Source organism: Streptomyces sp. NPDC047853, from assembly GCF_043204535.1.
In the GTDB taxonomy this organism is placed as follows: Bacteria; Actinomycetota; Actinomycetes; order Streptomycetales; family Streptomycetaceae; genus Streptomyces.
On record NZ_JBIDCI010000009.1, the window covers coordinates 47,389 to 70,021 of the forward strand.

Annotated in this window: 11 protein-coding genes; 5 read left to right on the top strand and 6 right to left on the bottom strand. The window is 74.3% G+C overall.

All coding sequences use genetic code 11. The features are described from left to right. Nucleotides 1-249 precede the first annotated feature (249 nt). A complete protein-coding gene (locus tag ACGF5T_RS18460; protein ID WP_366766397.1) occupies nt 250-4,035 on the top strand; it encodes a WD40 repeat domain-containing protein in 3,786 nt (1,261 codons plus the stop codon). 89 nt (nt 4,036-4,124) lie between these two features. Then, nucleotides 4,125-5,234: a winged helix DNA-binding domain-containing protein gene (locus ACGF5T_RS18465; protein ID WP_366766396.1), complete on the top strand. Its 1,110-nt coding sequence runs from the start codon at nt 4,125-4,127 to the stop codon at nt 5,232-5,234. Nucleotides 5,235-5,325: 91 nt separating this feature from the next. Here the strand turns inward: ACGF5T_RS18465 and ACGF5T_RS18470 are convergent, their stop codons facing one another. The 3 genes from ACGF5T_RS18470 to ACGF5T_RS18480 form a co-directional block, all read right to left on the bottom strand. Next, nucleotides 5,326-6,114, bottom strand: a complete 789-nt coding sequence (locus ACGF5T_RS18470; protein WP_356607262.1) for a serine protease — start codon at nt 6,112-6,114, stop codon at nt 5,326-5,328. Between the two features lie 281 nt (nt 6,115-6,395). Next, nucleotides 6,396-9,236: an AAA family ATPase gene (locus tag ACGF5T_RS18475; protein ID WP_366766395.1), complete on the bottom strand. Its 2,841-nt coding sequence runs from the start codon at nt 9,234-9,236 to the stop codon at nt 6,396-6,398. A gap of 159 nt (nt 9,237-9,395) precedes the next feature. Continuing rightward, on the bottom strand, nt 9,396-10,235 hold the full coding sequence (locus ACGF5T_RS18480; RefSeq protein ID WP_366766394.1) for a helix-turn-helix transcriptional regulator: 840 nt from the start codon (nt 10,233-10,235) through the stop codon (nt 9,396-9,398). Between the two features lie 123 nt (nt 10,236-10,358). On the opposite strand from ACGF5T_RS18480, the gene ACGF5T_RS18485 reads away from it, so the two are divergent. Continuing rightward, a complete protein-coding gene (locus tag ACGF5T_RS18485; RefSeq protein WP_366766393.1) occupies nt 10,359-12,032 on the top strand; it encodes an AMP-binding protein in 1,674 nt (557 codons plus the stop codon). Nucleotides 12,033-12,756: 724 nt separating this feature from the next. On the opposite strand, the gene ACGF5T_RS18490 is transcribed toward ACGF5T_RS18485, so the two are convergent. The 3 genes from ACGF5T_RS18490 to ACGF5T_RS18500 all read right to left on the bottom strand — a co-directional run bounded on the left by ACGF5T_RS18490 (nt 12,757) and on the right by ACGF5T_RS18500 (nt 19,391). Further along, on the bottom strand, nt 12,757-13,800 hold the full coding sequence (locus ACGF5T_RS18490; RefSeq protein WP_366766392.1) for a hypothetical protein: 1,044 nt from the start codon (nt 13,798-13,800) through the stop codon (nt 12,757-12,759). A gap of 31 nt (nt 13,801-13,831) precedes the next feature. Then, nucleotides 13,832-15,820 carry a DNA/RNA non-specific endonuclease gene (locus ACGF5T_RS18495; protein WP_366766391.1) on the bottom strand — a complete coding sequence of 663 codons (1,989 nt, stop codon included), beginning with the start codon at nt 15,818-15,820 and terminating at the stop codon, nt 13,832-13,834. A 208-nt stretch (nt 15,821-16,028) separates the two neighbouring features. Beyond that, on the bottom strand, nt 16,029-19,391 hold the full coding sequence (locus ACGF5T_RS18500) for an ALF repeat-containing protein (RefSeq protein ID WP_361009592.1): 3,363 nt from the start codon (nt 19,389-19,391) through the stop codon (nt 16,029-16,031). A 432-nt stretch (nt 19,392-19,823) separates the two neighbouring features. Between ACGF5T_RS18500 and ACGF5T_RS18505 the strand changes: the two genes are divergently transcribed. Continuing rightward, nucleotides 19,824-20,363 carry a hypothetical protein gene (locus ACGF5T_RS18505; protein ID WP_366766390.1) on the top strand — a complete coding sequence of 180 codons (540 nt, stop codon included), beginning with the start codon at nt 19,824-19,826 and terminating at the stop codon, nt 20,361-20,363. Nucleotides 20,364-20,413: 50 nt separating this feature from the next. Next, nucleotides 20,414-22,627 (top strand): trypsin-like serine protease, encoded by a 2,214-nt coding sequence (locus tag ACGF5T_RS18510; RefSeq protein WP_366766389.1) that lies wholly within the window; start codon nt 20,414-20,416, stop codon nt 22,625-22,627. The last annotated feature ends 6 nt before the right edge of the window (nt 22,628-22,633 follow it).

Genomic DNA, 22,633 nt, shown 5'->3' on the forward strand with positions numbered 1-22,633 from the left:
GGCCGCCCCGCACTCCCCCGGCCACCGATTCCACCGCGCCACACCGTTGTTCAGCAGCTCAGGGGCGGCACTGAACAATGCGGAACGACGTGACCGGCGCCGGAGGATGCGCGAGCGCGGTGAAGACACCGTGAACTCCCCGTGCGCCACCCGCCGATACCCCTCCCCCCGCTTGCCGCCCCACCGGCGGCTCCCTACCGTGGGCGCCCGGACGGGGACCGAGAGCGACGACGGGGCGGGCGGGGACACGTGAGCGGACGGGGAGTGGGGCGCCGGGAGCGGGGGCTGGACCCGGGGGCCGGACCGGTGCAGCGGTTCGCCGCCGAACTCCGCGCCCTGCGCGAGTCGGTGGGGCGTCCGACGTACCGGGCGATGGCGCAGAAGGTCCCCTTCTCGGTGACCGCCCTCTCGCAGGCCGCGGCCGGACGGCAGCTCCCCACACTCGCGGTGACCCTCGCCTACGTCGACGTGTGCGGCGGCGACCCCGAGGAGTGGGAACGGCGCTGGCGCGAGACGAGCGCCCAGGCCGCCGCCCTCGCCGCGGCCGACCAGGACGCGTGCCCGCCCTACCGGGGCCTGACCCGGTACGAACCCGACGACGCGGCCCTGTTCTTCGGACGCGACCGGCTGGTGGACCGCCTGACCGAACTGACCCGACGACACCGCTTCACCGCCGTCTTCGGCCCCTCCGGCAGCGGCAAGTCCTCCCTGCTGAGGGCCGGCCTGATCCCCCGCCTGCGCACACCCGCGGCCGGCCCCGACCCCGCGCCGCCCGCCGCCGTGCGCGTCCTCACGCCCGGCGCCGACCCGCTGCGCACCCACGCGGAGCGGCTGGACCCCGTACCGGACACCGCGGCGGACACCTGGCTGATCGTCGACCAGTTCGAGGAGCTGTACACCCTCTGCGCCGACCCGGCCGAGCGCGCCGCCTTCGTCGACCGGCTGCTCACCGCCGCCCTGGAGGGCCCACTGCGGGTGGTGATCGCCGTCCGCGCCGACTTCCTGGGGCGGTGCGCCGAACACCCCGCCCTCACGGCCGCGTTGCAGGAGGCGACCCTGCTGGTCGGCCCGATGAGCCGGGAGGAGCTGAGGGAGGCCGTCGTCCGGCCGGCCGCCGCTGCGGGACTGGTCGTCGAACGCGCCCTGACCGCGCGCCTGCTCGACGACGTCGAAGGCGCCCCGGGCGGACTGCCGCTGATGTCGCACGCGCTGCTGGAGACCTGGCGGCACCGCACCGGCCGGACCCTGACCGAGACCGCCTACGAGGCGGCCGGGGGGCTGCGCGGGGCCGTCGTCCGCACCGCCGAGGAGGTGTACGGCGAACTCACCGCGACCCAGGCCGGCCTCGCCCGCCGCGTCCTGCTGCGGCTGGTCGCCCCGGGAGACGGCACCCCCGACACCCGGCGGCCCGCCGAGCACGCCGAACTCGACCTCGGCGACCCCGACGGCACCCGTGCCGTGCTGGACCGGCTGGTCGGGGCCCGGCTGCTCACCCTCGACGACGGCAGGGTCGAACTCGCCCACGAGGCCCTCATCACGGCCTGGCCCCGGCTGCGCGGCTGGATCGACGCCGAACGGGACCGGCTGCGCGTCCACCGGGCGCTCTCCGAAGCGGCCCGCACCTGGCTGGCCCTCGGCCGGGAGAGCGCCGCGCTCTACGCCGGCTCGCGTCTGGCCGCCGCCCGCGACGCCTTCGCGCAGGAGCACCGGAGTGCGGAACTCACCGTCGCCGAGCGTGAGTTCCTGGACGCCTCGACCCGCCGGCGCCACCGCGCCCTGTGGCTGCGGCGCGGTCTGTCGACGGCGCTCGCCCTGCTGGTGGTCGTCACCTCCGTCACCGCCGTCGTCGCCCTCGGGCTGCGCGACACCGCCCGGGCCGAGCGGGACGACGCCGTGCTCGGCCGGATCACCGCGGAGGCCGACCGGTTGCGCGGCACCAACACGGCACTGACCGCCCGGCTCGACGTCGCCGCCCTCGGCATGCGCTCCACCCCGGACCTGCGGACCCGGCTCATCACGGACGCGGGCCGGGTGCTGTCCACGCGGCTTCCCGGACACGACGACATCGGCAGCGCCGTCGCGTTCGCCCCCGACGGACGGACGCTCGCCAGCGGCGGCCACGACGGAACCGTCCGGCTGTGGGACCCGGCGGGCACGGGCCGGCAACGCGGCGAGCCGCTCAGCGTCGACGGTGGTGCGGTGGGCGCCGTGGCCTACTCACCCGACGGCGCCCTGCTGGCGGCGGCCGGCCACGACGGCGGCATCCGGCTGTGGGACGTCCGCGACGGCGACCGGCCGCGGCCCGCCGGGCAGCCCCTGGTCAGCCACCGGGGGGAGTCCGTCGTGTCCCTCGACTTCTCCCCGGACGGCCGCACCCTCGCCACCTCCGGCGACGACGGCACCGTACGGCTGTGGGACGTACGCGACCCGGCCCGGCCCGCACCGATCGGCGAACCGGTCGCCGCCGACCCCCGCAGCGTCCGCTCCGTCGCCTTCTCCCCGGACGGCCGCACCCTCGCCACGGCCGGGCACACCGGGACCGTGCGCATGTGGCGACTGGGCGGCGCCGGCGGGGCCGTCCCGGTCGGCGAGCCGCGGCGCGCGCACGACGAGGCCGTCTGGTCGGTGGCGTTCTCCCCGGACGGGCGCACCCTGGCCACCGTCGGCTACGACGAGACGGTGCGCCTGTGGGACGCCTCGGTGACGGAGGGCCCGCGCCCGCTGGGCGACCCCCTCACCGCGCACTCGGCCGCCGTGTGGGCCGTGGCCTTCAGCCCCGACGGCCACACGCTGGCCACCGCCGGGCAGGACGACACCGTCGTCCTGTGGAACGTGGCCGACCCGGAGTACCCGCAGCAGATCGGCGAACCGCTGACCGGGCACACGGAGGGCCTGGCGGACGTGGCGTTCGCCCCCGACGGCCGCACCCTCGCCACCACCGGCACCGACCGCAGCGTCCGCGTCTGGCACCTGCCGGAGAACGTGCTCACCGACTTCACCAACCCGCTCACCTCCGTGGCGTACGCCCCGGACGGCCACCTGCTCGCCGCCGCCAGTACGGACGACGCCCTCGTCCGGCTCTGGGACGTCCGCCGGCCGGGACACCCGCGTCCGCTGCCGCGCCACCTCACCGGCCACGAGGCCGCGATCCTGTCCGTCGCCTTCACCCCCGACAGCCGCACCGTCGCCGCCGGCGCCGAGGACGGCACCGTACGCCTGTGGGACGTCTCCGACCCGGCCCGGCCCGCCCCCGCGGCCACCCTTCCGGACGCGCACCCGGGCGGCGTCCTCGCCGTCTGCCTCGCGCCGGACGGCCGTACCCTCGCCACCGGCGGCGCGGACGGCAGGATCCGGCTGTGGGACGTACGCGGCCCGGACGACGTACGGCCCATGGGCGCGCCCCTGGTCGCCCACACCGACTGGATCACCTCGGTCGCCTTCGCCCGGGACGGCAGGACCCTGGCCTCCGGCAGCCAGGACAAGACGGCCCGGCTGTGGGACGTCAGCGACCGGAACCGCGGCCGTCCGCTGGGCGAGCCGCTCACCGCCCACGGGGACTGGGTCAACTCCGTGGCGTTCGCCCCGGACGGCCCTGCCCTCGCCACCGGCGGCAGGGACCGCACGGTACGGCTGTGGGACGTCACCGACCCCGGCCGGGCCCGTGCCCTCGGCGAGCCGCTGGCCGGGCACCGCGGCGGCGTCACGTCCGTGGCCTTCGCCCCGGACGGCCGCACCCTGGCGAGCGGCGGCGAGGACCACGCGGTACGCCTGTGGAGCGTCGCCGACCCGGCCCGGGCCGAGCCCTTCGGCCGCGAGCTCACCGGCCACCTGGAGACGGTCACCTCCGTCGCCTTCGACCCGGGCGGCGACACCGTCGCCTCCGCGAGCCACGACCTGACGGCCCGCCTCTGGCCGCTCGACATGGAACGGACGGTACGTCACATCTGCGACCGCACCGGCGGCGACCTCACCCCCGCCACCTGGCAGGACATCCTCCCGCAGCTCGCCTACCGGCCCACCTGCCAGGACACCTGAGCAGCAGGGCGGGCGGGCCTGCCGCGGCGCCCCGCGCTCGCGGACCGGACCCGCCCGACCCGTCCGCGTCGCCCGCTACCGTGCACGCCATGACGACCAAGGCATCCGCGACGGCCCCCGTCCTCGACATCCGCGCCCTCAACCGCGCCACCCTGGCACGGCAGTTGCTGCTGCGCCGCGCGGCGATGCCGGCCGAGGCCGCCGTCGCGCACCTCGTCGGGCTCCAGGCCCAGAACGTGAAGCCCCCGTACCACGCGCTCGCCGCCCGCCTCGACGGCTTCACGCCCGACGACCTGTCGGCGGCGATGGCCGACCGCCGGGTCGCCCGCCTGGTCACCCTCCGCTCGACCATCCACACCCACACCGCCGACGACTGCCTCACCCTGCGTCCGCTGGTGCAGGCCGCCCGGGACCGGGAGCTGGGGAACTTCCGCAAGGGCCTCGTGGGCGTCGACCTGGACCGGCTCGCCGGCCTCGCCCGTGAGCTGGTCGAGACCGAGCCGCGCACCATGGGTCAGTTGCGCGAGGCGCTCCTCGCCCGGTGGCCGGACGCCGACCCGCAGGCCCTGGCCGTCGCCGCCCGCTGCCGGCTCCCGCTCGTGCAGGTGACACCGCGCGGCCTGTGGGGACGGAGCGGACAGGTCATGCTCACCACCGCCGAGCACTGGTTCGGCCGCCCCGCCCGGCCGGCTCCCGCTCCGGACGGGACCGTGCTCCGCTACCTCGCCGCCTTCGGACCCGCCTCCGTGAAGGACATGCAGACCTGGGCGGGCCTGACCCGGCTCCGGGACGCCTTCGAGCGGCTCCGTCCCCGACTGGTCACCTTCCGGGCGCCGGACGGCACCGAGCTGTTCGACCTCCCGGACGCGCCCCGCCCCGACCCGGACACCCCCGCCCCGCCCCGCTTCCTGCCCGAGTTCGACAACCTGCTCCTCTCCCATGCCGACCGCACCCGCCTCGTCCCGCCCGCCCACAAGGGCCGCACCTGGTCGAAGAACGTGGCGCACCGCGTCCTGATGGTCGACGGTTTCGTCGCCGGGCTGTGGAAGGCGGCCGACGACGTCCTCGTCGTCGAGCCCTTCGAGCGCCTCACCGAGGCCCGGTGGGACGAGGTCGCGACCGAGGGGCTGCGGATGCTGGCGACCCTGCACCCGGGGACGGCGTACGACGTCCGGCAGGGCACCGTACGCGGCGACTGACATGGAGAGGGGGCGTTGCGGGCCGCTCGTGGAGGCCCGCAACGCCCCCCGGTCTGTCACCTGAGGGGTACTCAGGAGGTTCCGGATCGGGCTAGGAGGTGACCTGCGCGGTCACCAGGCCCGAGAAGGTGGTCAGCCGGGAGTAGACACCCGGGTAACCCGCCCGGGCACAGCCCTCGCCCCAGGAGGTGATCCCCGCCAGGACGCCCCCGATGACCAGGGGACCGCCGCTGTCGCCCTGGCAGGTGTCCACGCCGCCGGAGGGGAGTCCGGCGCACACCATGTCGCTCGCGACGAAGTCGGAGCCGTAGGAGCCGCGGCAACTGGTGTCCGACACGACCGGTACGGTCGCGGTCCGCAGTTGGTTGGAGGAGGAGCCGTTCTCCCGGGTGGTGCCCCAGCCGAGGACGCGGGCGGTGGTGCCGGCCGCGTAGACGGCGGTGTCCGAGGCGGACACGTACTTCGCCGGCGTGTACGGCATCGACCGCGACAGGGTCAGGACCGCGACGTCGTCGCCGTTGGTGGCGTCGGTGTAGTCCGGGTGGATCCAGATCCGGCTGACCTGCGCGACCGTGCCGTTGGTGCCGTTCAGATAGGTGCGTCCGCCGACCACGCGCACGCTGCGGGTGCTCTCGCCGACCATGCAGTGCGCGGCGGTGACGACCTTGGTGGGGGAGACCAGGGTGCCACCGCAGAACTGGTTCTGCGAGGCGTCCGTGACCTGCATGACGTAGGGGTACGCGCTCGTCGTGGTGGTCGAGCCGCCGACGATCGGCTGCGGCGCGGCGACGGCGGAGGGCGCGGCCAGCAACGCGGTGACCGCGGCGCCGGCGGTGGCCAGGGCGGCGGCGGTCGATCTGGCGCGGGTGAGCCCGAACATGAGTCTCCTCAAGGGGTTGCCGGTGGGGGGTCGCACGGGGTGGGGGGTGGACACGGGGGTCTCGGGACAGACCCCCGTATGCCCGGGCGAGCGGCACGTGCTCACGCTAGGACCGGCGGCGCGGACCTCCCAATGAGGGAAGCCCCTAGGGGAGTCGGGCAGGGAAAACCCTCGGCCACCCCTCGGTGCCGCCCCGCCTCACCGCTCCGCGCCCCCGACTCCGCCTCCCCGAGGCCGTGTCACCCGCTCCGCGTCCCCGACTCCGCCTCTCCGAGGACGTGTCACTCGGCCCGCCGGCCCGCCGCCAGCCGGACGATGTCCACCCGGGAGCGGATACCGAGCTTGCGGTAGACGCGGGTCAGGGTCGCCTCGACCGTCTTGACGCTGACGAACAGACGGCCGGCGATCTCCCGGTTGGTCGCGCCCTCCATGACCAGCGCGGCCACCTGGCGCTCCATCGCGGCGAGCCCCGCCAGACCGTCGGGCACCGCGAGGGCCGGGGCGGGCGCGGGGACCGCCGCGCGCGCCGCGACCGACGCCTCCAACCGCCGCAGCCAGGGCAGCGCCCGGCAGCGCCGGAACAGGCGGGCCGCCTCGTCGTACGCGGCCGGGCCCGGCGCCCGCCCCGGCCGGCCCGCCCGCAGTTCCGCCAGCGCGAAGGCCGCCCGCGCCTCCTCCAGGCCGTAGCCCAGCTCGGCCAGCCGCTCCCGCGCCGACGTCAAGGCGGCGACCGCCGCCCGGTGTTCACCCCGCGCCGCCCGCACCAGCGCCTCGGCCCGCTCCAGCACGGCGAGCACCCCACCGCGCCCGAGCCGCAGCGCGTGCACCCGCGTGACGTCGATGACCTCCTGCGCCTCGGCCGGCGCCCCGGTACGCACCAGCGCCTCGGCGAGGTCTCCCTGCCACCGGCCGCGCGCCGGGTCGGTGATGCCGGCACCGGCCTCCAACTCCCGTACCCGGCCGAGCGCCTGCACGGCCGCCCCCGCGTCGCCCGCCACCAGACTCGCGTGACCGAGCGCGGCCAGCGCCCGCGACAGGTACACCGCGTCGCCGTCCTCCTCGGCCCGCCGCACCGCCTCCCGCGCCAGGACCAGCGCCCGTTCCACGTCCCCGCCGGCGGCCTCGGCGAGCGCCGCCTGCATCGCGCCCGCGCCTTCGCCGATGCCCGCGTCCCGCGCCAGCGTCAGGCTCTCCCGGGACAGCTCCAGGGCCCGGCCGCAGTGCCCGGAGTGCAGCTCGGTCTCGGCGAGGAAACGCAGGTAGTGGACCTCGCTCTCGGCCATGCCGCGCCGACGCGCCTCGCGCAGCAGCGCCGTCGCGGCGGTCCGCGCCTCCGCCAGCCGGTCGCTCATCACCAGCCAGCGGAACCGGGAGGAACCCGCCCCGTTGTGATGGCACGCCACCCGCTCGTCCTGCGGCTCGTCCAACGCCCGCCGGATGGTCGCCGGGGCGTCCGGATGTCCCATCAGCGTCTCGGCCTGCGCCTGGAAGGCCAGCGCGAGCAGCTCGGTGCGCCGGTCCCCGGCCCGTGCCGCCAGCCGCGCCGCGTGCGCGGCCTCCTCCCGGCCCTGCGCGAAGTCCCCCTGGACCACCAGACCGCGCCAGGCCAGCTGGTAGTGGACCAGGGCGAGCAGCCGGGGGTCGTCCCCCGCGTCGGCCAGGACCTGCGGGAAGACGGCGTCGACCTCGCCGATGGCCTGCCCGGCCGCCTCGATCACCACCATCCAGGCGCGGACCCGCTCACCGGGCGCGGTGGCCCGGGTCAGCACCTCGCGGGCGATGTCCCGGGCGAGGTCCTGCTCACCCGCGGTGATCGCGTCCTCGGCGGCCTGGAGCCGGCGCTCGTCCGGCCCCGGTACGCCGCCCGCCGGGGTGTGCCGGGCCGCGAGCAGCCCCAGCGACGCCGCCACCGACGGGGCCCCGCGGTCCCGGGCCAGCGCGGCGGCCTCGGCCAGCCGGGCCGCCACCCGCGGATCGGTGCCCGTGGTGGCGAGGGCCAGGTGCCGGGCCCGCTCGATCGGGTCGGAGGCCGCCGTGGACAACGCGGCGTGCGCGGCCCGCCGCTCCGGCGCCGGGGCCTCGGCGTACAGCGCGGCCGAGATCAGCGGATGCGCGAACCGTACGGTGGGCCCCTCCGGGTCGGTCGCCAGCAGTCCCAGCCGCGCCGCCTGGGTGGTCTCGGCCTCGGCGTGGGGCCGGCCGGCCGCGTGCAGCAGGGCCGGGGTGGGACGGGCGCCGGCGCTGGCCACCAGGAGGGTGCGCCGGGCCTCGTCCGACAGCATCTCCAGCCGGGACAGGACCAGGGCGCGCAGCGAGGTCGGCACCGGCAGTGGCTCGCCCGGTCGCGGCGCGGTGGGGCTCTCGGCGAGCGCCCGGCCCAGCTCCAGCGCGAACAGCGGATTCCCGCCGCTGGTGCGGTGGATGTCACGGACCGTGGAGCGGGGCAGGCCCCCGTAGCCGCGGTCGTCGAGCAGGGCCGAGACCTGGGCGCGGGTCAGCGGTCCGAGACGCACCGCGCGGGTGTCCGGCGGGGAGGCGCGCAGATGGCGGTCGTACGCGGCGCCCTCCGTCTCCGGACCCTCGGTCCGCACCGCGCACAGCATCCGTACCGGGGTGTCGCCCAGGCGGCGGGCGGCGAAGCCGAGGAGCTCGGCGCTGGCCGGGTCGAGCCACTGCAGGTCGTCGGCGACGACCAGGACGGGGCCCTTCGCGGCGAGCGCGCGCAGCGTGGAGAGCACCGCGAGCCGCAGCGCCAGGCCGTCGCGCTGGAGCGTGGACTCGCCGCGGCCGGTGAGCGCCGACTCCAGCGCCGTGCGCTGCGCTGTGGGCAGAGCGTCCGAGACCTCCTCCAGCACCAGACCGAACAGGTCGGCCAGGGCGAGGAAGGGGAGATGGGATTCGGACTCGGTGGCCGAGCAGCGCAGCACGGTGTGGGCCGGGTGCGCGTACTCGGCGGTCAGGCTCCGCAGGACGGTCGACTTCCCGATTCCGGCGGGGCCGTGCAGCAGCACACTCCCCCCGCGGGCGAGTTGCTCGCGCGCCGCGCCGAACGACTCCTCCCGCCCGATGACCAGGTCGGAGCGGCATCCGGCGGACTCCGCGAAGTCCCGTCGCACGGTCACCGCCCCCCTCCGTCCGCCGCACCCCACCCGCATGTCGTGTCCCGGCCAATATTAGGCAACGGCACCCTGCACCGCCGGGGGACGAGGAGGTGACGGACACAACAAGGCGGCGGGACCGCATCCGAAAGGCGGCACGAGAAAACCCGCAGGCCACCCCGTCTACGGCAACCGTCCCGCCCGGCGCGCCGCAACCACCGCCTCGCCCCGGGTCCGGGCGCCGAGCTTGCGCATGGCCGAGCGCAGATAGGCCTTGACGGTCTCCGGGCGCAGCCCGAGCCGCTCCGCGGCCGCCGCGTTCGTCTCCCCGGCGGCCACACACGCCAGCACGTCCACCTCCCGGGGAGCGAGCCGGGCGGACAGCGGTACGGGCCCGCCCCCGGCCGCCAGCAGTCCACACGCCCGCGACAACTCCTCCCGCAGCGCCGGATCCGCGATCCTCGGCGCCAGCGCGCGCAGCGCGGCATGCGCCTCGCGCACCTGCTCCCAGCCCGGAAGGTCCGCCCGGCCGCACCCGGGCCGCGGCCGGGCCGCCGTCAGCAGCTCGCCCACCTCGTCCCGCAGCACCAGCGCCTGCTCCACGTCCCGCGCCGCCTCCACCGCCGCGCTCAGCGTGCGGTCGCCCAGCGGCTGGGCCGCGCGCAGGGCTCCGTAGAGCACCCCGCGCACCCGGCGCCGTACGACCACCGGCACCGCCACCACCGAGCGCAGCCCCTCGGCGGCGACGGGGAGGTCGTACTCGTGGCTGATCTGCCGCGAGACGGAGTAGTCGCTCACCGCGCACGGCCGCGTGAGCGCCACCGCCTTGCCGCCCAGCCCGTTGCCGGAGGTCACCGCGAGGGCGCTGAGCGCCGCCGTCGCGGTCCCGCTCAGCTCGCTGATGCGCACCTGGCGGCGCCCGGACTCCACCAGCCCGCCGAAGGCGACCGGCAGCCCGGTCGTCCGCCGTAGCCGCACCAGCGCCCTGCGGATCTCCACCCCGTCGGCCGTGTCCACCGCCACCCGTTCCGCCTTCCTCGCGCCCGTCCCGGGACGCACACCCCCGTTCGGGGGTAGTGAGACCTGCATCACGGATTACACGATGGCAGCCAGCCGCCCGGCAAGGTCCGGCACGAAGGAGGACGGATGACGACGGCCACGGAGCTGTTCCGCAGCGCACGGGACTTCCTGCTGGAGCACCGCGAGGACTACGCCGCCGCGTACGAGGGCTTCACCTGGCCTCGTCCCGGGAACTTCAACTGGGCACTGGACTGGTTCGACGTCATCGCCGAGGGCAACGGCCGCACGGCGCTGCACATCGTCGAGGAGGACGGCAGCGAGGTCCGGGTCTCCTTCGCCGAGATGTCCGCCCGCTCCGACCGGGTCGCCAACGGCCTGCGCGCGTGGGGCGTCGGCCACGAGGACCGCATCCTCGTCATGCTCGGCAACCAGGTCGAGCTGTGGGAGACCGCGCTCGCCGCGATGAAGCTGCGGGCCGTGGTCATCCCGGCCACCCCGCTGCTCGGCCCCGCCGACCTGCGCGACCGCGTCGACCGTGGCCGGGTCGGGCACGTGATCGTGCGGGCCGAGGACACCGCCAAGTTCGCCGACGTCCCCGGCGACTACACCCGCGTCGCGGTCGGCGGCACCACCGCTGCGGGCTGGCTGCGGTACGAGGACGCGTACCAGGCCCCCGACGCCTTCACCCCGGACGGCCCGACCACCGCCGACGACCCGCTGATGCTGTACTTCACCTCGGGCACCACGGCCCGGCCCAAACTGGTCGAGCACACCCACGCCTCGTACCCGATCGGGCATCTCGCGACCATGTACTGGATCGGGCTGAAGCCCGGCGACGTCCACCTGAACATCTCCTCGCCCGGCTGGGCCAAGCACGCCTGGTCCAACCTGTTCGCGCCGTGGAACGCCGAGGCGACCGTCTTCCTGCACAACTACACGCGCTTCGACGCCTCCCGCCTGATGGCCGAGATGGACCGGGCCGCGGTGACCACCTTCTGCGCCCCGCCCACGGTCTGGCGGATGCTCATCCAGTCCGACCTCGGCCGGCTCGCCACCCCGCCGCGCGAGGCCGTCGCCGCCGGTGAGCCGCTCAACCCCGAGGTGATCGAACAGGTGCGCCGCGCCTGGGGGGTGACCGTCCGGGACGGCTTCGGGCAGACCGAGACGGCCGTCCAGGTCTCCAACAGCCCCGGCCAGCTCCTGAAGACCGGCTCCATGGGCCGCCCCAGCCCCGGCTACCGCGTCGCCCTCCTCGACCCGGTCACCGGCGCCCCCGGCGCCGACGAGGGCGAGATCGCCCTGGACCTCTCCGAGCATCCCGTCGGCCTGATGACCGGCTACCACGGCGACCCCGACCGCACGGCCGAGGCGATGGCCGGCGGCTACTACCGCACCGGCGACATCGGCGCCCGCGACGCGGACGGGTACCTCACCTACGTCGGCCGGGCCGACGACGTGTTCAAGGCCAGCGACTACAAGATCAGCCCCTTCGAGCTGGAGAGCGCCCTGCTGGAGCACGAGGCGGTCGCCGAGGCGGCCGTCGTACCGGCCCCGGACGAGCTGCGCCTCGCGGTGCCGAAGGCGTACGTGGTCCCGGCGGCGGGCTGGGAGCCGGGCCCGGACACCGCGAAGGTCCTCTTCGAGCACTCCCGCCGGACCCTCGCCCCCTACAAGCGCATCCGCCGCCTGGAGTTCGGCGAGCTGCCCAAGACCGTCTCCGGCAAGATCCGCCGCATCGAGCTGCGCGAGGCCACGGCCGCCGGCTCCGCCAACGAGTACCGCGAGGAGGACTTCCGATGACCCCGCCCCCCGCACAGCCGTCGTACACCCACGGCACCAGCACGACCCCCCTCCTCGGCGACACCATCGGCGCGAACCTCGACCGCGCGATCGCCGGCGTGCGCCCACTGCTCGGACTGTCGGCCGCAACCGCAGGCGCAGCGCCAGTCCGGGGCGGGGTCTGGTCGCGGAGATTGCCGAACGTCGGACGAGTCCCACCGGAACCGTGGGGCCCTCGGTCGGCCTCCTCTCCAGAAGCTTGAGACAGGGCAGTTGAAGGTCAGTAACCTGAGAGGGCCCGCAAGGACATGTAGCAGTCCCCTGCGAAGGGGGCCGGTGTAGCAGGCCAGTTCCAAGTGCTGGACGGGGGGTTGTCGGCACTGGGCTCGCGCCTCCGCCGTCCCCTCTCCAGAAAGGAGCTACATGGAACTGGCAGGCTGGGTGACTGTTGGTACCGCTGCGGTCGTCGGGGGCTTTACTGTCTTGGGCCACCTTTTCGACCAGGTCCCATCCCTCACTCAAAAGATGATCACTGCGATCCGGTCGATTCGCGCGGTGCGCGATGAACTGAGGTCGGATCGAGAGTGATCGTCGGCCTCGGCCAGTGCCCCCCGCCTGGTCGAGGCCGACCTCCCGGTCCCAGCTCTCTCTTGTAGTCGGCGACGGCACGACCGCAGGCCGGCGTCCCTTCCGGTTCGGGGAGGTCGAGGAGTTCAGCTGCGCGCGTACGGGCGCTTGAGGGGGCCTACTGGATCAGCTCCAGGTGGGGGTGGTCCGGGGACACCGGGCAGACGTGCAGTTGCAGGTCGTAACCTCGGGCGAGGTCGATCCGGGTGTAGTTCGCCGGGGGGACACCGGGGGGGAGGGGGTCGCGGGCCCCGTCTCCCTCGGGCGCCCAGTTCCTGGTGCCGCGGTTCCATTCCGTCGTGGCGATGGTCAGCAGCGGATCCATCGCGGTGCCGCATGCGGAGCAGTTCCGGGGTGTGGGGTCGGTGAGGCCCCAGCGGGTCCAGCCACCGGCCTTCCAGCCGGGGGAGACGGACAGCGTGGTCTTGTAGAAGTCCTCGGGGGCCGCGGCGTAGGAGTCGTCCACCGCACCTTCGGCGGTCCGCCACCTGTTCCAGTCCGTCAGTTCCTCCCGCAGTTCCTTGCCCAGCTCCATGTAGTGGGGGTACTCGGTGACCTCCTCCGGCGAGAGCAGGCACGGCTGGGGCAGGTAGCCGGGGTACTCGACCGCGGGCGGCTCGGGGGGTGTGCCGAGGACGTCGGTGACCGAGGCGGCGGACCGCCAGAACAGCGCCGTCCTGGGGTGGGCCGGGTGGTCGAAGGGGCACCACAGGACCTGGAGCAGGTCGGCCTCGGTCTGTCCGGGCGGACGCAGCAGGGGGACGTCGCGCGCGTACAACTGAGCGACGGGCAGCATGGCGATCGGGCCGCCGGGCCACGGCTGGTCGGCGTCGGCCAGGTCGTCGAGCGGCCATTCCCCGTCCCCGGCCTCGTCCGCGCCGGGGCCGTCCGGCTGCTCGCTCGCCCCTGGCGTCGGGATGCCCCGGTCCTGCCGCTCCTCTTCGAGCGAGAAGGCAGCGGTCACCTGCTCCCAGGTGTGCGGGTCGTCGCAGTGTGGCCACGGCTCGTCGGCGGGCCACAGCAGTGGTCCGCCGACCGAGCTGTCGTGCCGCGAGGGCGACCCGGCGCGAGGGTGCAGCCGGGTCGCCGTACGTGCCAGCGGGGCCAGTCGAGGGAAGAGCGCCGTGACGTCGAGCGGTCGCGGCGGGGTGGTACGACTCATTCCGGCTCCCGGTGGCGCGGATCAGCTGTGATCAGTTTCCGAGGTTGAGCTTCCCGGTGTTGCGCTGGGTGTTGGTGATGTACACGTCCGGGAACAGCGGTTGCGTGGTGCCGTCCGCCCGTTCGACTGTAGCGCTCATCGTGACCCCCTGCGGAATCGTGCTGGTGCTGTCCCGGTAGTCGGGAACGACCTGGTAGAAGATCGAGTCGTTCGGTCCGAAGGCCGCGTTCCCCACCGCCGTCTGCGCGGCGAACTCGTAGGTCCGCATGCTGGGCGTTCCGGTGTTCATGCCCACCTGCCAGCAGGGGACGAGGTTGTCCGCTCCGCCGTCCCGGCTCGCGCCCGGGCCGCCCAGGATGTTGGCGATCAGGTGGCACCGGGCGAGCCCGGTGCCGGGTGAGTTGACGCGGGCGAACTCCTGGGCGTCCTGCCAGCCGGTGATGTCCCCTTCGGCCGGGGAGCCCTCTTCGAGGTTCTTGCCGATACACGCCTGGGCCATGGTCGCCCGAGTGCCCGGCGGACCGAGCGGGTTGGTGGTCTTGTTGGTGTGCGCGACCGCTTCGGTGGTGTTCCTGTACCACCCGTTACCGGAAGGAAGCGCTCCCGTCGGGGCGCTCTTCAGGCAGGCGCCCTGAGGCTGCGGGGCCGAGCCGGTGATCTCCACCTTGAACTGCTCGGCCTCCACCACGCGCTGGCTCGCGAAGCCCTCGGTGAGCTGCGTCTCGGCGGCCTGGATGTCCGCGGGCGGGGCGTGCACGCGTGCGCAGGGCCGGCCGGAGTTCTCGCCGTTCAGCTTGTAGACGTCCCAGCCGCCGCTGCTGGGGTTGGGGACGACCTCGGCGCACTGGGCGCCGTCGACGCCCCCTTCGTGGGTGGCCGCGAAGGGGAACCCGCCGCAGCTGTCGTTCGTGACGAGGTCCGGCCGGGCCTGGAAGGGCACCGAACTCCCGGCTCCGCAGGTGCGGCTCGTGCGGTCGGCGATGCCGCTCTTCGCCCGGGTCAGCGGCTTGTCGCGTCCCCAGCCGTCGGCGAGGTTCTCCTGGGCCCACTGGTAGCCGGCCACCGCGGCGCCCGTGCTCGACGCCGAGTCCAGCTTCACGACCGGCATGACGGAGGGCACCACACAACCGCGGCCGGGCTTGCTGTCGGCAACGGTCGTGTCCCGGACGTCGTCGTCGCAGCGGATCTGCTCCGGGTTGCTCCAGGAGGCGTTCGGGTCGGTGATCTGGGCCCCGGGAGAGGTGACGTACAGCTGGTACGACGTCGTGAACTGGACCTTCGCGCCGACGGCCGGGGAGGAGGTGTAGGTCACGAAGCCGTTGACGGACTGGCCCTTGACCAGTTCACCCCCGTACCACGGGGCGGTCTTGCTCGCCTTGCAGCCGGCCGTGCACGCGGACCTGAGCTTCGCGGTGAGGGACGTGACGGCGCCGGTCGCGCCGGTCATGGTCACCGTGACGTACTCGTTCCACTTGGGGTTGGCGAGGTCGGCGGGCAGGAGGGCGCTGGTCGCGACGTTCAGCGTGCCGGTGCCGAGTTCCTTGCCGTTGCTGTCCTTCAGTACGTACAGCACGGTCAGGCCGCTGACGCAGTAGCCGAAGCGGCTGTAGTTCCACTGGCCCGGGACCGTGATGACGCAACTGGCCTCGTCTGCGGCGACGGAAGCCGTCGTCGGCTGCGCGGCCGCGAGGGACTGCCGCTCGGCCGACGTCACCGGCTTGGTGCTGGTGGTGACGCAGGCTTCCACGGCTCCCGCCCTGCGCTCGCGGGAGCCGGCGCGGGTGGGCTCGCAGTGCTCCCCGGATGCCAGCGGTACGGGCCGGGTCTCGGTGGGGGCGGCAACGCCGGTCGTGTTGCCCGCACCGGCTCCGTCCGCCTCGCGTGGGGACGCCTGCGAGGCCTGGGACACCTCCGGCGCCTGGGACGCGGGCACCATCGCGGTGGTGGTGCCCAGGACCAGGACGGCCAGCAAGGGAACGGCCGCGCGTCGATATCGCGCGAGGAAAGAGGATGGTCGCATGGTCGTACTTACCTTTCGGGTGTGACGTGCCACCGGGTGAGCGGAGGCTGGGGAACGTCCCGGGGGAGTGCGGCGCGGGGGAGGGGCGTGAGGCCTGCCCGAGACCGTGGGTCCGCGTCGGCGCGGCGGTGGGACGTCAGAGGACCGCCCCGCCGGTCACCGGCGGGGCGGGAGGGTCACCCGTCGCGTGACGGGTGGGCGGTGCCGGTCACCAGAGGCTCGACAGGCCGCCGGCGATCGAGGACACCAGCTCCTTGCCCTCTTCCGCGACCTTGTTGACCACGGGGGCCGCCTTCTTGAGGCCCGTGGTCACCAGCTTGCCCCGGCCGAAGGTGGCCAGGTTGAGGGCGGTGCCGCCGAGGGCCCCGATGAACTCACCGCTGCCGAAGCCGTGTTCGATGCCGGTGAAGACGGCGCTCAGCGCGCCGGCGCCCACGGAGACCCAGGCGAAGAACGCGGCCCCCGCCGCCAGCGGGGGGAAGACCAGGCTGGCGAGGCCGAGGCCGGCGGCGATGAAGCCCGTGGCGACGCTGACCTTGCCCGCGGCGTCCGCCCACCAGCCGGCGTCCGACCACCAGTCCTCCTGCTCGGAGCCGGAACCGGTGCCGTTGGGGTGGACCTCGTCGTGGGTCTCGCTGTTGGCCGGGTTCCTGCCCTCCTGCCGTTCCCGCTTCGCCTTCTCGGCGGCCTCACGGGCGGCCTCGGCGATCTCGGCCTGGCGCTTCTGGGCGGCGACGGTGCGTGCCGCGCTGGCCGCCGCGGCCGCCGTCGCCTTGTCCTTGCCGGCCTGCAGGGCGGACTGGCGGGCACTGGCGGCGGACGCCTGGGCGCTGTGCGAGGACGCCAGCGCCGAACGGGCCGCGTCCACCGCCTTGTTGGCGGAGTAGTTGGCCGACCTGGACGCGCTGCGCGCGGTCGCGGCCGCCGAGCTGGCCTGGTTCGCCGAGGCCTGGGCGTCCGCGGCGGACCGGTCCGCGGCGTCGGCGTTCTGCTTCGCCTGGTCGGCGTAGCCTTCCGCCTCACGCGCCGCGTCCACCGCCTTGTCGGCCCATTCCTGGGCCTCGGCGCCGGCCTTGCGGGCGTCGGCCGCCGCCTTCGACGCGAGGGCCGCGTTCTCCTGGGCCTTGTAGGCGATCTTCGCCCCGGCCGCGATGGTCCCGCGGATCGCCGCGACGTGGGTGGCGGAGTCGTGGTCGAGCTGAGCCGCCGTGTGCTGCATCACCAGGACGAAGTTCCGGCGCATCCAGGCCGGGCCCTCCAGGGCGACCTCGCCGTACGACTTGACGTACTCGCCCCCGGTCGCCACCGACGTCGCGGTCTCCACCGCGTCGTCCTCCCGCTGGGCCGCCGGGTAGGTCCGCTCGAAGAAGTCCTGCAGCGCCTCGGGGGTGTTCTTGTCCAGCGCGTCGTTGGCGGCCTTCTTGACGGCGCTGCCGGGATTGTCGTTGAGGATGCGGCCGATCTGGACCTTGTTGTCGTCCTGCGAGGCCCGGATCATCCCCGAGGTGAGGAAGTCGCCGATCGCCGCGGAGCTGGAACTCGACAGGGCGGTCTGTGCCGCCTCCGCGATGGCGGGGCTGGATATCTGGGCTATGTACAGGACCGTCTCGCGGTCGTCCTGGTTCTGGGCGATGCCCCGGTCGAGGTCGACCCAGGAGAGCACGTCGTCGTCGGTGCCGGCCAGCGCGTGCTGGGCGGCCTCCCGCGTCCACGCACCCTTGGCCTCCAGCAGCCCGGTGGCTGCCTTGCGGCCCAGCGTGGCGGCGAGGGTCAGGTCGCCGGTCTCCCACAGGGCCTTCTCGGCCGCGGCGATCGTGTCCTTGAGGGCCTGTTCGGTCTGGGCCTCCTGGGTGCGCTTGTCCTCGTACTCGGCCCGCTCCTCGGCCTCGATCGCGGCCAGCAGGCGGGCCTCGTCCATGCCCTGGAGCTTGTCCTGCTCCAGCCTGGACATCTCCGCGGCACGGGCCGCCTGCTCCACCGCCATGGCGTCCTCGACGGCCTTGGTGGCGGTGTTCGCCGCCTTCACGGCCTCGGCCGCGTGCGCGGTGGACTTGTTCGCGTAGTCGATGGCCTGACCGGCGAACTTCACCGCCTCCTCGGCGGCCTTGGCCGACTTCTCCGCGTGGTCGGCGGCGGAGTAGGCCGCGTCCCGGGCGGTGCGCGCGGCGGAGGCCGCCTGGTTGGCGAGCGCCTGGGCCGTGGAGGCGGCGTTGGTGGCGCGGTTGGCCGCGGTCGTCGCGATGGCCGCTTGGCGCTTGGCCTCGGCGGCCTCGGACCCCGCGGCCCCCGCGGCCGTGGCGGCCTGCGCCGCGGCGGTCGCCGCGGCGGCGGAGTTGCGCGCGGCGGAGGCGGCCGAGGAACCGGCGTTCGCGGCCTGCGCGGAGGCGGACGCGGCGTAGTCGGCGGCCTTGGCGGCGGTCCGGGCCTTCGCGGCCGAGTTGTACGCGGCGACGGCCGCGTCCTTGGCCGCCTTGGTCTTGTTGGCGTCCTTGGACGCGGCGATGGCGGCGTTGTAGGCGTGCGAGGCGGCGTTGCCGGCCGTCGCGGCGGCCTGGGAGGCCGCGGCGGCCGCCCAGGAGGCGCGGCGGGAGGCGGTGACGGCGGCGTTGGAGGCGCTGATGGCGTTGCGGGCGGCGTTGGCCGCACCCTTGGCGGCGCTGGCCGCCTTGCGGGCGGCCGCGGCGGACTTCTTGACGTCCTCCTTGGCGGCCGCGGCCTCCGCGGCGGCCTTCTCGGCCGCTTCCTTGGCCTTCTCGGCGGCGGTCATGGCACGTGCGGAGGCCTCGACGGCCCGGTCGGTCTCGGTCTGGGCGCGCTTGCCCTCCCGCTCGACCACCGCGACGAGTTCCGCGATGGTCGCCGACTCCTGGTCCCGGGCCCGGGCGATGTGCTGGCCGGTGTCGAGGAACCACTGGACGTCCGTCGCCGTGCCGCTCAGGGCACGGTCCGCGTACTTGCGCACCTCGGGCCCGGTGCCGATCAGCATGGAGGACACCTGGACCCTGGCGTCCTCCAGACGGGCGTCGTACTGGCCGTCGGTGAGGAAGCCCTCGAGCGCCTGCTGGGTGCCGGCGTCCAACGCGGCGGAGGCCGCCCGCTGGACGGCCTTGTCGCCGGTGGACGAGATGATGGAGGTCGCCACGCTCAGATCCTCGATCAGCGCGGACTTGTACTGGTCGGCCAGGAAGGCGGCGATGGCCGCGTCGCCGTTGTCGAGGGCGGCGACCGCCTCGCGGCGCAGGCCCTTGCCGGAACGGGCCAGGTACCTGGCGACGGCGACACGGTTGTCCTCGGCGGTGACCTTCGGCAGCGTCTCGGCGAGGAACGTCGCGACCTCGGCGTCGGTGCCGTACAGCGCGTAGGCGGCCGCGGCCTTGGTGGCCTTGCCGCCCGTCGTCCACGCCTGGACGACCCTGGCCCGGTCGGTGTCGGGCAGGGCCGGCGGGACGGTCGGCGTGTCCTGTGCGGCGGCGCGCGCCGGGGGCGTCAGCGACAGGGGGGTGGCGGCGGCGGCCGTCACGGCGGCGGCCGCCCCGAGGAGCCGTCTGCGACTCCAGAACATCGTCTGCATAAGGGCGTTGTCCTCGCGGTCTGGTCGATGAAATGGCAGGGGCATGAAAACTGGAGTGACCCTATCAACGGCCGCCGGGAATGAAATCGCTTGGTGCCCCGACAAATTGACGGAACGACAGATCCGGCCGATGCGTGGCACCTACATGTCTTCACAAATTCTCCACAGGGATGCGTACAACCTTTCCAGGAGGTGGCGAGAGTCACACGGAACCTACAACTCCAGTCCGTTTTGCTGGGGTTCGGAAGTGGACAGACACCGCTGCCGGGAGGTGGCATGGACAGGCTCAAGCGGAGATGCGGGAAAGGAATGTGCTGTCCTCCCGTATTTCCGACGGGGGTTGGGGGCCCTCATTGAATTGCGGAGCCTTCATGCCTGTCACGGGGTCGGATGGCGGACATCCGGCCGGAGGAAAACGAATTTAGGACTGTGATGAAGGTACGCACCACCACCACGGTGAAGCCGCAGCGGAAGAGACTCGTGGCGCGCGCCCTGGGCGGCGCACTGGTCGCCGGCGGCCTGGCATGGGCCGCGCTGGGCTCCGGCCTCCCGACGGAGACCGGCGGTCCCGCGGTGACCGTGGCGGACGAGGCCCCGGGCTACGCGGTCGAGGACTTCGCCTATCCGCAGGCCGACAAGATCCTCGAGGAGCAGGGCATCGTCCTCAAGCGCGGGGACGGTCACATCACCCTGGCCGACTGCGCCGACGGCCCCGGCCTCCTGCAGGTCATGGCCCGGCGTGAAGCGGAGACGATCTGCTTCAGGACGGTCGGCAACTCGGGGTGGCTGACGCTCGAGATCCCCGCCGTCTACGTCATGCGGGGCAACGACTACGACACCCAGGTGGACATGACCGTCGGGGACGAGGAGAAGTCCTTCGACCTGGAGAAGAACACCTGGACCTCGGTGGGCGAGAGCGCGGACGAACAGGGCCGTGAGCACCTGCTCGTGGAGATCAGGACCTCCAAGTAGCGCCCAGCCGAGTCCCCTTGCCGAGACCTGCCACCGAGGAACCTGAACTGATGCGACACACCAGACCCGTGCGCCTCGCCGCACTGGCCGCAGCCCTGACCGCGGGACCGGTCGTCATGACCGCCGTTCCCGCCACCGCCGTGACGGGCCCCGCCTCCGCCTCGTCCGACACGACGCACGCCTACACGGCGCAGGTCGTCGTCGGTGACCACGACCGCGGCTGCTCCGGCGTCCTGGTCGACACCGAGTGGCTGCTCACCGCGGCCAGTTGCTTCGCGGACGACCCCGCCGCGAGCCTTGCGGTGCCCGCGGGCAAGCCGCAGCGCAAGACCACCGCGACCGTCGGCCGCGCCGACCTGTCCGGCACCGCCGGCGCGGTCCGCGAGGTCGTGGAGCTGGTGCCCCGCACCGACCGCGACGTCGTCCTGGCCCGGCTGAACCGCCCGGTCGCGGGCGTCACCCCCCTCGCCCTGGCCACCACCGCACCCGTCGCGGGTGAGGAGCTGACGCTCGCCGGGTACGGCCGTACCAAGACCGAGTGGGCGCCGCTGAACCTGCACACCGGAACGTTCTCGGTGGACGCCGCCGCCACCACCACGGCGACGGTGACCGGCAGGGACGGCGTCTCCGCGTGCATGGGCGACACCGGCGGACCGCTGGTCCGGGTGGCCGGCGGGACCCACCGGCTGGCCGGCCTCAGCAGCCGCTCCTACCAGGGCGGTTGCTTCGGTATCGACGCCGCCGAGACGCGTACCGGCGGCATCGTCACCCGCGTCGACGACCTGGGCTCCTGGGTGGCGTCCAAGGTGGGCGCGACCCGCGTCACCGACTTCAACTGCGACGGTGTGGAGGACATCGCCGTCGCCGACCCGGAGGCGGCCGTCGGCGGCGACGCCAAGGCGGGCCTGCTCCGTCTCGTGTACGGCGGCGGCAAGGGCAGCGCCGAGATCAGCCAGGACCTCGACTGGGTCCCGGGCGGGGCCGAGGCGAACGACCTCTTCGGCCAGGCCATCGCCACCGTCGACTACGACGAGGACGGCTGCACCGACCTGGCCGTGGGCTCGCCCGGCGAGAACATCGGCGATGCCGTGGACGCGGGCATGGCCGACATCCTGCACGGCGCCCCCGGCGGCCTCGGCACCGGCGCCAAGAAGGACACCCACTTCGAGCAGGCCACGGGCAACGGCTCGATCAGCGCCTCGACCCCCGAGACCGGGGACCTGATGGGGCAGGCCATGGCCGCGGGCACCACCGCCGCCGGCGAGCCCTTCGTCGTGATCGGCACGCCCGGCGAGGGTCTCGGCACCGCGGCGAAGGCGGGCGAGGCGTTCTACGTCCGCGGTGGCACCAACGTCGCTGTCCACCAGGACAGGCTGGACGTGCCCGGAGCGGTGGAGGCCAACGACGGCTTCGGCGCCGTGCTGGCCGCCGACACCAACCACGTGGCCATCGGGGCTCCGGACGAGAACATCGGCGGCGACGACGCGGCCGGCAACCTCGCCGTCTTCTCCCACACCCTGAACAGCGAGAAGAGGCCCACCCCGCTGTTCGGCCTCGACCAGGACCTGGACACCGTCCCGGGCGGCGCGGAGGCAGGCGACCGGTTCGGCGCCGCCCTGGGTCTGGCTCCCTACCGCGCGTCGGGAGCGGCGACCGCCGCCGAGTCGATCCTCGCGGTGGGCTCGCCGGGCGAGGCCCTGACGGTGGACGGCGTCAGCAAGGCCCAGACCGGTGGCGTGATGACCTTCCGTGTCAACGCCGCCGGCGGCTACACCAAGCTCGAGGGATACGACTCGGGCACCGCCGACGACGACGTCTCCGGCACCTCCGAGGCCGGTGACCACTTCGGTGCCGCCCTGAGCGTCGTGAACACCGCACCGCGGGCGGTCAGCACCGTCGCCACGATGAAGATGGCCGTCGGTGTCCCGGACGAGGCCATCGGCTCGGAGACGAGCTCCGGCGCCGTCCACGTCTTCTCGCTGCTCGGCGCCCCCGGCGCCAACGACAAGTGGATCGAGTCCGGCGACGGCGACGGCATCCCCGGCGCCCCGAAGGCCAAGCAGTACCTCGGCCGGAGCATCCACTTCACCGGCACCCGCCTGTACGTCGGCATGCCCTACGGCCCGAGCGCGTACGGCGCGCTCTACGCCCTGCCGATGGCCAACGTGACCGTGGGCCAGCCGACCGCCCCGGTCACCGTCCACCAGCCCGGTCAGGGCGGTCTCCCGGCCGCCGGCGTCCGCTTCGGGCACGCCGCTCGGTAGTCCGCA

What these genes read in the sequence shown, in the direction of transcription:
- ACGF5T_RS18500 (WP_361009592.1), bottom strand. Translation starts at nt 19,391, where the DNA reads ATGCAGACGATGTTCTGGAGTCGCAGACGGCTCCTCGGGGCGGCCGCC.
- ACGF5T_RS18465 (WP_366766396.1), top strand. Translation starts at nt 4,125, where the DNA reads ATGACGACCAAGGCATCCGCGACGGCCCCCGTCCTCGACATCCGCGCC.
- ACGF5T_RS18510 (WP_366766389.1), top strand. Translation starts at nt 20,414, where the DNA reads ATGCGACACACCAGACCCGTGCGCCTCGCCGCACTGGCCGCAGCCCTG.
- ACGF5T_RS18490 (WP_366766392.1), bottom strand. Translation starts at nt 13,800, where the DNA reads ATGAGTCGTACCACCCCGCCGCGACCGCTCGACGTCACGGCGCTCTTC.
- ACGF5T_RS18470 (WP_356607262.1), bottom strand. Translation starts at nt 6,114, where the DNA reads ATGTTCGGGCTCACCCGCGCCAGATCGACCGCCGCCGCCCTGGCCACC.
- ACGF5T_RS18505 (WP_366766390.1), top strand. Translation starts at nt 19,824, where the DNA reads ATGAAGGTACGCACCACCACCACGGTGAAGCCGCAGCGGAAGAGACTC.
- ACGF5T_RS18485 (WP_366766393.1), top strand. Translation starts at nt 10,359, where the DNA reads ATGACGACGGCCACGGAGCTGTTCCGCAGCGCACGGGACTTCCTGCTG.
- ACGF5T_RS18495 (WP_366766391.1), bottom strand. Translation starts at nt 15,820, where the DNA reads ATGCGACCATCCTCTTTCCTCGCGCGATATCGACGCGCGGCCGTTCCC.